Source organism: Mesorhizobium sp. M7A.F.Ca.CA.002.04.1.1 (assembly GCF_004022805.1).
In the GTDB taxonomy this organism is placed as follows: Bacteria; Pseudomonadota; Alphaproteobacteria; order Rhizobiales; family Rhizobiaceae; genus Mesorhizobium; species Mesorhizobium ciceri.
Map to the genome: position 1 here is coordinate 1 of NZ_RZPL01000101.1, position 11,074 is coordinate 11,074.

Sequence of the window (11,074 nt, forward strand, 5' to 3'; positions counted from 1 at the left end):
CGATCTCGTCATGGACTATGGCGACTTCTCGATGACCGGCAAGCTGGTCAACCTGTCGCTGTTCGACCAGACAAAACCTTGTCCCGCCAAATAGTGCCTGTCTAGGCAGCTGATTTGCCACGGCACGGCGTGGTCGTAACGAACGACTTGAACGTGCCGCAATCGTCCCTCAACCTCTTCCAGCGTCCAGGCGCGAGGGGGATCAGCTTGAGCAGGATCGATACGTTCGTCGCGCCGCGGCCCAACCCGGCACTGATCAGGGCCATGACATCCGTCAACCGGATCGTCATGCTGCGCGGCATTCCCGGGTTTCGGGATCTGTTGCCGTTCAATCGCCTGGCCGGTCTGCGCGGCGTCTCAAATGTCCGCCATATCGACTTTCCCGACGCCGATCTTGAGCGGCTGAAGGCCAGTTGCGGGGCAGGGAAGGCGACCTTCATCACGCCCAATCATCCCGAGTTCTTCACCGACTGGATGATCGACAAGGAAATCGTGTCGCAGGTCAGCCCGCTCACGGCCTCATGGGCGACCAATGGTGTCGTCAACGGCCTTGGCCGGCTGATGCAGAAGTTCTGGCTGGCCAACAATCTGATCGCCCAGATTCCCGGCAACAGCGGGGCAGCGAAGGAACACTCGATCGCCTGGGCCTTGAAAGGCCATGGCGTGCTGCTGCATCCCGAAGGCGGCGTCGGCTGGCATGCCAATGTCGTTGCGCCTTTGCTGCCGGGTGCCGTCGAGATGGGACTGGAGGCCCTCAAGCGCGGTCGGGCCACGGATCCCAATTTCAAGGTCTGGATCGCGCCCGTCGTCTGGAAGCTTGCCTTCACCGGCAACGTCGAAGCGGCACTGGCGAAGGAATGCGCCTATGTCGAGAAAAACCTCAAAATAGAACGCCAGGCGACCGACACGCTGCCGCAGCGCATTCACCATGTCTATTCGACACTGCTGGCCCGCGATGAAGCTGCCACCGGCATGCCGTTCGACCAAGGCGCTTCCTATGCCCAGCGTCAGAGGGTTTTGGTCACCGAGCTCAGCCGCCAGCTCGGCAAAAGCATCTCAGCCGACATTGATGTCACCGACATCACCGAGATTCTGCGGCGGGCGCGCCGCTGGCAGCGCGAAAACACTGGCGATGCCGAACGGCAAAGGCAGGTCCGCGCGCTCGTCGATAGGGTTCAGAGGCTGCAACGCGTCGGACCCTGGGCCTGCGCCAATCCGCGCATTAGCCAGGAGGAGATCGCCGAACATCTGAAGCGGATCCGCAACGACTATTGTCGGGGCGGGCTGCGCGACACGATGAACCGATTCGTTCCGCAGCCGGCCGGGCCGCGTTGCGCCCACATCCGGGTGCCGGAGGCACTGGGCTTGCATGAGCATACGGGCTCGATCGACGATGCGGTTGCCGATCTGCACCGTCGCATGCAGGATACAGTCACCAACATCGTCGCCGAGCTTGCAGCCAATGGCGGCTTCATTTTCTATCCGAATCCATTCTATCGTCACTGACATCAGCCGGGCCATGTGGCCGACTGTCGTGACGGATGGAAGGCAGACAGCAAGCTTTATGGCAGCCTATGTCGACGCAGCGATCTGGAACTGGGCCGGCCATCGCTGGTGCCATCTGTTGGCCGACGACACCGACGAGTTGCATCGCTTTGCCGCGCATCTTGGCGTCAAGCGCTCATCCTACCAAGGGCCGCCCAAGACATCGGCGCCGCATTATGACATAACCGGCTTCGAGCGTGACCGTGCGGTGCGGCTCGGCGCCATCGAATGCAGCCGCGAGGAGATCGTCGCGGTCTTCCGGCGGGTGCGGGTGCCGAACGGCAAGATAAAGCGCTGACGGCAGCGCGCGGATCGTCGCACGCCGTACACAGGTCCCACGGCGCTTGCGTTTATCGCGCATCCCCTCTATATGCGCGCTCATTCCACACACGGACTTTGGTGTCTGCCCGGGAGAAATCCGGCTGAAACCTCCGGTGGCGTTCGAGGACAAAGTCCAAAAATGCCTGTGTCCGTGGAGGCTAACCGGAAAGGAACTTTGAATGGCACTGCCTGATTTCAGCATGCGCCAGCTTTTGGAAGCTGGCATTCACTTCGGCCACCAGACCCATCGCTGGAACCCGAAAATGGCGCCCTACATCTATGGCGCCCGCAACAACATCCACATCATCGACCTCTCGCAGACGGTGCCTTTGCTGCACCAGGCGCTGAAGCAGGTTTCCGACACCGTCGCCAAGGGCGGCCGCGTGCTGTTCGTCGGCACCAAGCGCCAGGCGTCCGACATCGTCGCCGATGCGGCACAGCGTTCGGCTCAGTACTACGTCAACTCGCGTTGGCTCGGCGGCATGCTGACCAACTGGAAGACGATCTCGAATTCGATCCAGCGCCTGCGCAAGCTCGACGAGATGCTGGCCGGCGAGGCGCAAGGGTTGACCAAGAAGGAACGCCTGAACCTCGACCGCGAGCGCGAGAAGCTCGACAAGGCGCTGGGCGGCATCAAGGACATGGGCTCGACGCCCGACCTGATGTTCGTGATCGACACCAACAAGGAAGCGATCGCCATTCTCGAGGCCAAGCGCCTCGGCATTCCGGTCGTCGCCATCATCGATTCGAACTGCGATCCGGACAAGATCGACTTCCCGATCCCCGGCAATGACGACGCGGCCCGCGCCATCCAGCTCTATTGCGATCTGATCGCCAAGGCTGCGATCGACGGCATTGCCCGTCAGCAGGGCGCGCTCGGCGTCGACATCGGCGCTTCGATCGAAGCTCCCGTCGAACCGGCGCTCGACCCGGCTCCGGCCCCGGCTGCAGACGCTCCGGAAGCTTGATAATCGAAGGCCGGTTGCGGCCTTCATCTTTCTCATATTCTGGCACGCTAAACAGACGCACCATCGAATACCGATGGTGCGTCGGTGCATTTAAAACAAAGAGGCGACAATGAGCATTTCGGCTGCACAGGTCAAAGAACTCCGCGACTTGACCGGCGCGGGCATGATGGATTGCAAGGCGGCGTTGACCGAGACCAACGGCAACATGGAAGAGGCCGTCGACTGGCTGCGCAAGAAGGGTATCTCCAAGGCTGACAAGAAGGCTGGCCGCACCGCGGCTGAGGGCCTGATCGGCGTCGACAACGGCGTGCGCGAGGCTGCCGTCGTCGAGGTCAATTCCGAGACCGACTTCGTTGCCCGCAACGCCGCGTTTCAGGAAATCGTCGCCAATGTTGCCAAGGTTGCGCTGGCCTACGGCACGACGGAAGCTGTGGCCGCCGCAAAGTATCCAGGTTCCGACAAGTCGGTTGCCGACACCATCAAGGACGCTGTCGGCACCATCGGCGAAAACATGGGCTTCCGCCGCTCGGCCAAGCTCACCGTCCCGCACGGTGCTGTCGCCACCTACGTCCACAACGCAGTTGCCGATGGTCTTGGCAAGCTCGGCGTTCTGGTCGCGATCGAGACCACGGGCAATGAGCATGCCGCCAATGCCTTTGGCCGCCAGGTTGCCATGCATGTCGCCGCCACCAACCCGCTGGCGCTGACGGCCGAGCAGATCGATCCGGCTGCGGTCGAGCGCGAGAAGGCGATCTTCGCCGATCAGGCGCGCCAGTCCGGCAAGCCGGAAGCGATCATCGAAAAGATGGTCGAAGGCCGCCTACGCAAGTTCTATGAGGAAGTCGTGCTCCTGAAGCAGGCCTTCGTGCTCAATCCCGACATCACTGTCGAGCAGGCACTGAAGGATGCCGAGAAGGAAATCGGCGCTCCGGCCAAGATTTCCGCCTATCTGCGCTTTGCGCTCGGCGAAGGCATTGAAAAGGAAGAGACCGATTTCGCGGCGGAAGTCGCGGCTGCGGTGAAGAAATAATCCTTACAAATAGCCCCTGAAGGGGCTTCTCAGCTCAGGCAACTCGGCCGGGTGTCCGCAAGGATGCCCGGCCGATTTCTTGTGCGGTGTCGATAAAGGCCCTGAGCTTCGGCGCCATTGACGCCCGGCGCGGGAAATAGAGGAATAGCCCCGGTTCCTCGATCGCCGTCTGCGGCAGCACCTGGACCAGGCGGCCCGCGGCAAGATCGGCGCGCGCCAGCGGCTCGAAGACATAGGCAAGCCCGACGCCTGCAAGCGCAAGATCGATTGCTGCGAGCGAATCCGTCACGACAACGCTGCCCCGCGTCTCCATGGCGATGTCCTTGCCATCCTCGATCAGATCCCAGCGATAGAGCGCACCGGAGCGGACGAGCCGGTAGCCAATACAATTGTGGTTCGCCAAATCGGCAACGCTGCTGGGACGGCCGTGCCGTCCGATATAAACGGGCGAGGCCACGATGACGACGGAGAACGGCGGCGTCAGCCGGACCGCGACCATGTCCTGGGCGATCATCTCGCCAAGCCGGATGCCGGCATCGAAGCCTTCGCCGACGATATCAACCAGACCCTGGTCAGCGAAGACCTCGACGGTAACCTCCGGATAGCGCTCGGCCATCGCGGCGACCACCGGCGTCACCGCCAATGGTATGGCGATGTTGGAGGCGTTGATCCTGAGCAGGCCAGACGGCCTGCCTTTGACGCTGCGGATACGGTCCATCCGCTCGGCAATATCCTGGAGGGCCGGAGCCGCCGTTTCCACCAGCGCCTTGCCGGCCTCGGTGAGCGAAACGCTGCGCGTCGTCCGTGCGAACAAAGGCTGGCCGATCCGCTCTTCGACAATGCGCACCGCATGGCTGACTGCCGAAGGGCTCATGCCGAGTTCGGCGGCGGCAAGCGCAAAGCCGCCGCGTCGGGCCACGGCGACGATCACAGGCAAGTGGGTGAGCAGGTCCCGGTACATTCATGCATGATATCGCATGGTCCATACGAACAATGCAATCTTATCGATGTCGACCGAGCGGTCCACATTGCCGGCCGCACGTCGGCGATGGGCTGATGGCATCGAGGAGAAAGAACATGAATGCGTTGAAGCGCGTAACTTTCGCGGCAGGCATGGCGTTGGCGCCGATGGACGCCGGCGGGGCGGAGCCATCAGACTGGCGGGCCCTCGCAGACGAACGCGCGGTCATTCGCATTGCCGATGCCATCGACCGGGCCGTCGACGCCCAGGACTGGAAGCTTGCACGCAGCTATTTCGCGGATCGGGCCACTGCCGATTTCAGCAGCCTTTCCGGACAGCCGGCGGCCAACATCGCTTCCGACGACCTGATTGGCGCCTGGGCGGCCAACCTCAAGGGCAGCAAGACAAGCCTGCATCTGCGCACCAATCACCAGGTCGTTCTCGAAGGGGACACGGCGACTGTCCTGTCGAACGGCTATGCCTGGAACCGGATGGAAGGCAATGGCGACCCGCTTTGGGAGGTCTGGGGCACCTATGAGCATCACCTGACGCGTTTTGCGGATGGCTGGAAGGTCGATGGCTTTGCGTTCCGCATGACACACGAGCGCGGCAATCCCTGGGTCAAGACCACTCCGGGCCAGTGACGCTCGGGCATCTATCACCAAGCATTGGAAGACGATTATGACCATGACCTACTACACTCTTGGCAACAGCGGCCTCAGGGTCAGCCGGCTGGCGCTGGGCACGATGACTTTCGGCACGGAATGGGGCTGGGGAGCCGACAGGGATACGGCGCGGGCGATGTTCGACGCCTATGTCGAGGCGGGCGGCAATTTCTTCGACACGGCGGATCTCTACACAGACGGCACGGCCGAAGCCTGGCTTGGCGAATTCATCGCCGAGCGCGGCTTGCGCGACATGGCGGTGATCGCCAGCAAGTTCACCATGAACATGCAGCCCGGCAATCCGAATGCCGGCGGCAATGGCCGCAAGAACATCATGCGGGCCGTCGATGCTTCGCTGAAACGGTTGGGGACCGACTATATCGATCTCTATCTCATGCATGTCTGGGACAGGCTGACCCCGGCCGAGGAGGTCATGCGCACGCTGGACGACCTGGTTCGGATGGGCAAGGTGCGCCATGTCGGTCTTTCGGATGTGCCCGCCTGGTATGCGGGCCGCGCACAGGCGATCGCCGAATTGCGCGGATATGAGCCGGTTTCGGCGCTACAGCTCGAATATTCATTGGCCGAACGCGCGATCGAGAATGAGTTCGTGCCATTCGGCACGCGCCATGGCGCCGGCATCATGGTGTGGAGCCCGCTGGCCAGCGGACTGCTGAGCGGCAAGTATCGGCCGGCTCAGGCCGGAACCGCGGGCCGGCTCGACGGATTTCGCAACTCGACGCATCCGGGGTTCCAAAAGTTCACGCAACGCAACTGGGCTATCGTGGCCGAACTCGAGAAGGTCGCATCCGAGATCGGCCGCAGCATGCCTCAGGTCGCGCTCAACTGGGTAGCGACGCAGCCGGGGATCGCGACCGTCATTCTCGGTGCGACGACGCTCAGCCAAATGCAGGACAATCTTGGCGCGCTGGATTTCGAGATTCCGAAAGCGCATCGCGACCGGCTGGAGAGGGTCAGCAGAACTCCAGCGCCGTTTCCCTATTCCTATTTCGGCGCGCAGATACAGGCGCGCGTCACCGGCGGCGCGACAACCGGCGACAAGCCCTCCAACTACGTGTCACCGGTGCTTATCGAAGGAGAGTCGGCCAGCGTGTCCACCAATTGATTGATGGGACAGGAAACCGGCGAATTTGCCGTTTGGGCGCCGCGTGACATCGCGGCGCCCTTCGTGTATCGGAACGCCATTGTTTCGAGGCGGCGCCTGCGCGAGGGTAGCCACCGAAACGCGCCACATGCAAATGAAGAGGCCCAGATGACGGTGAAGCCCCTCTACCGACGTGTCTTGTTGAAAGCGTCGGGCGAAGCGTTGATGGGCGAGCAGCATTTCGGCATCGACGTTTCAGTGGTGGATCGCATCGCCGGCGACATCGCCGAGGCGCGTGCATTGGGCATCGAGGTCGGTGTCGTCATCGGCGGCGGCAACATCTTTCGCGGCGTGGCCGTTGCCTCCAAGGGCGGCGACCGTGTCACCGGCGACCACATGGGCATGCTTGCCACGGTGATCAACTCGCTGGCGCTGCGCACGTCGTTGAACAAGATCGGCGTCGACGCCGTGGTGCTTTCGGCGATCGCCATGCCCGAACTTTGCGAGAGCTTTTCGCAGCGCCAGGCGACTGCCTACATGAACCAGGGCAAGGTGGTGATCTTCGCCGGCGGCACCGGTAATCCGTTCTTCACCACTGATTCGGCCGCCGCCCTCCGCGCGGCTGAAATCGGCGCCGACGCACTGTTCAAGGGCACTCAGGTCGACGGCGTCTACTCGGCGGACCCGAAGAAGGACCCGAATGCGACGCGTTTCGAGCGCATCAGCCATGGCGAAGTCATAAATCGCGGCCTTTCCATCATGGATACTGCAGCGATTGCACTTGCGCGCGAAAACAACATTCCGATAATCGTCTATTCGATCCACGAAAAAGGTGGTTTCGGCGATATTCTGAGGGGCGGCGGCCGCTGCACGGTCGTCGCGGACGATTGATCGGCGGCCAGGCTCGAAGGGAAACCGGTTTTCGAAGGTCCGATTCGAAGACGGAGCAGTGAGCCCGCATTAGACGGGTCGAGGAGATAAAGATGAGTGGTGAGTACGACGATCTCAAGCGGCGCATGGATGGGGCCATCGCCGCGTTCAAGCATGATCTGGCTTCGCTGCGGACCGGTCGCGCCTCCAGCAATCTGCTTGATGCGATCCAGGTGCAGGCCTATGGCACCACCATGCCGATCAACCAGGTCGCCAACGTCTCGGTGCCGGAGCCGCGCATGATCTCGGTATCGGTATGGGACAAGTCGATGGTCGGCGCGGTCGACCGCGCGATCCGCGAATCCAATCTGGGTTTCAACCCGATCGTGGACGGCACCAACCTCAGGATTCCGCTTCCCGAACTCAACGAACAGCGACGCAAGGAACTGGTCAAGATCTCGCACACCTACGCCGAGAACGCCCGGGTCGCCGCGCGCCATGTGCGCCGCGACGGCATGGACTTCCTGAAGAAGGCGGAGAAGGACGGCGACATCAGCGAGGACGATCAGCGCAAGCGCTCGGACCAGGTTCAGAAACTTACCGACGAGACGATCAGCACCATCGACCACCTGCTTTCCGATAAGGAAGCTGAAATCATGCAGGTTTAGGGTCTTGGCCTCCGGCTGACCCGAAAGCGAGAACATGGCAACGCCCGCGCATGTCGCGATCATCATGGACGGAAACGGACGCTGGGCCAAGGCGCGCGGCTTGCCTCGTCTTGCGGGCCATCGTGCCGGCGTCGAGGCGCTGCGCAAGACGGTGCGCGCAGCACCCGGACTCGGCATCTCCTACCTGACCGTCTACGCTTTCTCGTCGGAGAACTGGTCGCGGCCGAAATCCGAGGTCAGCGACCTGATGGGCCTTCTGAAAATGTTCATCCGCCGTGACCTTGCCGAACTGCACCAGAGCGGTGTGCGGGTTAGAATCATCGGCGACCGGGCAGGGCTGCAGCCCGATATCAGGGGACTGCTCGACGAGGCCGAAACGCTGACTGCCGCAAATGAATCTCTGACGCTGGTGATCGCCTTCAACTATGGCGGACGCGACGAGATCGTTCGCACGGCGCAAAAGCTCGCTTTGGCCGTGGCGCGTGGCGAACTCGACGCCGAGGCGATATCTGCCGAAAGCTTTGCCGTTGCGCTTGATACGCAAGGCATTCCCGACCCGGAACTGGTCATTCGCACCAGCGGCGAGCTTCGGCTGTCGAATTTCCTCCTGTGGCAGGCCGCCTATAGCGAGCTTGTCTTCCTGCCTTGCTACTGGCCCGACTTCAGCCGCGAACACCTTGCCGAGGCCTTGCGTGAGTTTGCTGGCCGCGAACGCCGTTTCGGCGGACTTGGAGGCCAGGACGTCGCTTCGCGACCGGCCGCGGGATGAGCAATCTCCAGCTGCGTGTCGTTTCGGCGATCGTGCTCGCCATCATCACTCTCGGTCTGACCTGGATCGGCGGTCTGCCGTTCCGGCTGCTGTGCGCCGTGATATCGGCGGCGATCTTCTATGAATGGACCCGCATGTCGCGCCCGACCGGGGTCACGGGCCTGGGTTTCCTGCCGGAAGCATTGCTGGTCGTCTTCGTTGGCGCCTTGATCGGCGGCCTGGCCGCCTCCTGGCTGCTACCGCTTGTGGCGGCCATTGTTGCCGCAACGGCGATAGCCGCCTCGCTTCGCAAGACCGGACAATGGGATGCGAGCGGCCTCGCCTATGCCGCGGTTTCAGGCCTGTCGCTCGCCTTGCTGCGCGATGGCGATCGTTCGGGCCTCATTGCCATCCTGTTCCTGTTTGCGGTCGTCTGGGCCACCGATATCCTTGCCTATTTCGTTGGCCGTGCCGTTGGGGGGCCGAAACTGGCGCCCTCTATCTCGCCCGGCAAGACGCGCAGCGGCGCGCTCGGCGGTGCGCTCGGCGGCGTCGTCGCCGGGCTGGTCCTCGCCGTAGCTGCCGGTGTCGGCAATCTGGCATTGCTCGGCCTGGTGGCGCTCGTGCTGTCGATTGTCTCGCAGGCAGGCGACCTGTTTGAATCCTGGGTCAAGCGCCGCCATGGCCGCAAGGACTCAGGCGCGCTCATCCCGGGCCATGGCGGCGTCATGGATCGTGTCGATGGGCTTGTCGCAGCCGCATTCGCCCTATACGTCATCGGCTGGATTTCGGCGAACGCCGATCATCCGGCGCAGGGTCTGTTTCCCGTTTGAGTGGTGTCATTTCAGGTCCTTTGCGCGATGCGCCTTGGATTCGCCCGGATTGGTGTCACAGTCACGGCGCAGTCTGCGCCGTGGAAGAATTTGAGGGTTTGTCTTGAACGAGATTCTTCACGCGCTTTTCAGCACACAAGGCTTTGTCCTCGGCACGCTGGTGCCATTCCTCTTCGTGCTGACCGTGGTCGTGTTCGTCCACGAAATGGGCCATTACCTTGTCGGGCGCTGGTGCGGCATCGGCGTCAGGGCCTTCTCGATCGGCTTCGGCCCGGAACTCTTCGGCTTCAACGACAGCCACGGCACGCGCTGGAAACTGTGTGCGATACCGCTTGGCGGCTATGTCAAATTCGTCGGCGACATGAACGCCACATCGAGCCAGCCCACGTCGGAAGAAATTGAAACGCTGACCGAGGAAGAGCGCAAGGTCGCCTTCCACACGCAGCCGATCTGGAAGCGCGCGGCAACGGTGGTGGCCGGGCCGCTGTTCAATTTCCTGCTGACGATCGTCGTCTTTTCCGTGCTGTTCACCGCCTATGGCCGTTATGTCGCCGAGCCCATGGTGGCCGAGGTGACCGCCGACAGCCCGGCGGCGAAGGCCGGCATCCTTCCCGGCGACCGATTCGTCAGCGTCGACGGCAACAAGGTCGAAACCTTTGGCGACGTCCAACGCCTGGTCTCGGGCCGTGCGGACGACGCAATCACTTTCGTCATGCTGCGCGACGGCCGGGAGGTCACTGTGACCGCGGCACCGCGGCTGATGGAACAGGAAGACGCGCTCGGCAACAAGGTCAAGGTCGCTGTAATCGGTGTCGTCAACAACAAGGAACTCGGCCAGCCACGGCTCATCACCTACACGCCTGTTGGAGCTGTCGCGGCGGCGGTCGAGGAAACCGGTCACGTCATCCAGCGCACCGGCCAGTTCCTGCAGCGCTTTGTTGTCGGGCGCGAAGACAAATGTCAGTTGGGCGGTCCGGTGAAGATCGCCGACATGGCGGGCAGGGCTGCGAAACTGGGATTCGAATGGCTCGTGCAACTGGTTGCACTGCTATCCGTTGGCATCGGAATTCTGAACCTTTTGCCGATTCCCCCTCTCGACGGCGGTCACCTCTTGTTCTACGGGGTGGAGGCTGTCATTCGCCGTCCGGTGTCGGAACGGATGATGGAAATGGCCTATCGGGCCGGGTTGCTTCTGGTGCTGTGCTTCATGGGGTTCGTTTTTTGGAACGATCTGTTTGGGTGCTGAAATCATGAAGAAATTTGGCTTCTGCATGGACGATGTTGAGACGCCGTTTACCATGCAAGGGGATATGAGTGACGCGAAAGCCACGCCGCAGGGTTAAGTAAATACAAATTAACC

General features: G+C 62.2%; 12 protein-coding genes and 1 pseudogene. 12 read left to right on the forward strand and 1 reads right to left on the reverse strand.

Annotated elements, in window-relative coordinates:
• From ENZ75_RS35010 to tsf, 5 genes and pseudogenes are all read left to right on the forward strand, one after another.
• Positions 1–94: pseudogene (locus tag ENZ75_RS35010) on the forward strand (cell envelope integrity EipB family protein); the annotation flags it as partial.
• Positions 95–207: 113 nt separating this feature from the next.
• Complete coding sequence (locus ENZ75_RS07925; RefSeq protein WP_063167964.1) at positions 208–1,506, forward strand: hypothetical protein; 1,299 nt, start codon at positions 208–210, stop codon at positions 1,504–1,506.
• Between the two features lie 58 nt (positions 1,507–1,564).
• A complete protein-coding gene (locus ENZ75_RS07930) occupies positions 1,565–1,843 on the forward strand; it encodes a DUF4031 domain-containing protein (protein WP_013531766.1) in 279 nt (92 codons plus the stop codon).
• A gap of 202 nt (positions 1,844–2,045) precedes the next feature.
• Positions 2,046–2,834, forward strand: coding sequence for a 30S ribosomal protein S2 (rpsB, locus tag ENZ75_RS07935; RefSeq protein WP_013531765.1), 789 nt, complete (start codon positions 2,046–2,048; stop codon positions 2,832–2,834).
• Positions 2,835–2,943: 109 nt separating this feature from the next.
• The gene (gene tsf, locus ENZ75_RS07940; RefSeq protein WP_013531764.1) at positions 2,944–3,864 is read left to right on the forward strand and encodes a translation elongation factor Ts; all 921 of its coding nucleotides are present in this window, start codon (positions 2,944–2,946) and stop codon (positions 3,862–3,864) included.
• A gap of 34 nt (positions 3,865–3,898) precedes the next feature.
• Here tsf and ENZ75_RS07945 read toward each other — a convergent pair whose 3' ends face one another.
• Positions 3,899–4,825, reverse strand: coding sequence for a LysR family transcriptional regulator (locus ENZ75_RS07945; protein ID WP_063167965.1), 927 nt, complete (start codon positions 4,823–4,825; stop codon positions 3,899–3,901).
• A 116-nt stretch (positions 4,826–4,941) separates the two neighbouring features.
• Between ENZ75_RS07945 and ENZ75_RS07950 the strand changes: the two genes are divergently transcribed.
• The 7 genes from ENZ75_RS07950 to rseP all read left to right on the forward strand — a co-directional run bounded on the left by ENZ75_RS07950 (position 4,942) and on the right by rseP (position 10,960).
• The gene (locus ENZ75_RS07950) at positions 4,942–5,469 is read left to right on the forward strand and encodes a nuclear transport factor 2 family protein (protein WP_063167966.1); all 528 of its coding nucleotides are present in this window, start codon (positions 4,942–4,944) and stop codon (positions 5,467–5,469) included.
• 37 nt (positions 5,470–5,506) lie between these two features.
• Complete coding sequence (locus ENZ75_RS07955) at positions 5,507–6,616, forward strand: aldo/keto reductase (RefSeq protein WP_063167967.1); 1,110 nt, start codon at positions 5,507–5,509, stop codon at positions 6,614–6,616.
• A 147-nt stretch (positions 6,617–6,763) separates the two neighbouring features.
• Positions 6,764–7,486, forward strand: a complete 723-nt coding sequence (gene pyrH / locus ENZ75_RS07960; RefSeq protein WP_013531760.1) for a UMP kinase — start codon at positions 6,764–6,766, stop codon at positions 7,484–7,486.
• 92 nt (positions 7,487–7,578) lie between these two features.
• The gene (frr, locus tag ENZ75_RS07965; RefSeq protein ID WP_013531759.1) at positions 7,579–8,133 is read left to right on the forward strand and encodes a ribosome recycling factor; all 555 of its coding nucleotides are present in this window, start codon (positions 7,579–7,581) and stop codon (positions 8,131–8,133) included.
• Positions 8,134–8,167: 34 nt separating this feature from the next.
• Complete coding sequence (locus tag ENZ75_RS07970) at positions 8,168–8,902, forward strand: isoprenyl transferase (protein WP_013531758.1); 735 nt, start codon at positions 8,168–8,170, stop codon at positions 8,900–8,902.
• Positions 8,899–9,714 carry a phosphatidate cytidylyltransferase gene (locus ENZ75_RS07975; RefSeq protein WP_013531757.1) on the forward strand — a complete coding sequence of 272 codons (816 nt, stop codon included), beginning with the start codon at positions 8,899–8,901 and terminating at the stop codon, positions 9,712–9,714. Before ENZ75_RS07970 ends, ENZ75_RS07975 begins: the two co-directional genes overlap by 4 nt.
• Positions 9,715–9,817: 103 nt before the next feature.
• Positions 9,818–10,960 (forward strand): RIP metalloprotease RseP, encoded by a 1,143-nt coding sequence (rseP, locus tag ENZ75_RS07980; RefSeq protein WP_063167968.1) that lies wholly within the window; start codon positions 9,818–9,820, stop codon positions 10,958–10,960.
• Positions 10,961–11,074: the final 114 nt, after the last annotated feature.

Bases quoted from the DNA above. Each gene is read 5' to 3' on its own strand.
- ENZ75_RS07930 (WP_013531766.1), top strand. From the start codon at position 1,565: ATGGCAGCCTATGTCGACGCAGCGATCTGGAACTGGGCCGGCCATCGC.
- rpsB (WP_013531765.1), top strand. From the start codon at position 2,046: ATGGCACTGCCTGATTTCAGCATGCGCCAGCTTTTGGAAGCTGGCATT.
- tsf (WP_013531764.1), top strand. From the start codon at position 2,944: ATGAGCATTTCGGCTGCACAGGTCAAAGAACTCCGCGACTTGACCGGC.
- ENZ75_RS07945 (WP_063167965.1), bottom strand. From the start codon at position 4,825: ATGTACCGGGACCTGCTCACCCACTTGCCTGTGATCGTCGCCGTGGCC.
- ENZ75_RS07950 (WP_063167966.1), top strand. From the start codon at position 4,942: ATGAATGCGTTGAAGCGCGTAACTTTCGCGGCAGGCATGGCGTTGGCG.
- ENZ75_RS07955 (WP_063167967.1), top strand. From the start codon at position 5,507: ATGACCATGACCTACTACACTCTTGGCAACAGCGGCCTCAGGGTCAGC.
- pyrH (WP_013531760.1), top strand. From the start codon at position 6,764: ATGACGGTGAAGCCCCTCTACCGACGTGTCTTGTTGAAAGCGTCGGGC.
- frr (WP_013531759.1), top strand. From the start codon at position 7,579: ATGAGTGGTGAGTACGACGATCTCAAGCGGCGCATGGATGGGGCCATC.
- ENZ75_RS07970 (WP_013531758.1), top strand. From the start codon at position 8,168: ATGGCAACGCCCGCGCATGTCGCGATCATCATGGACGGAAACGGACGC.
- ENZ75_RS07975 (WP_013531757.1), top strand. From the start codon at position 8,899: ATGAGCAATCTCCAGCTGCGTGTCGTTTCGGCGATCGTGCTCGCCATC.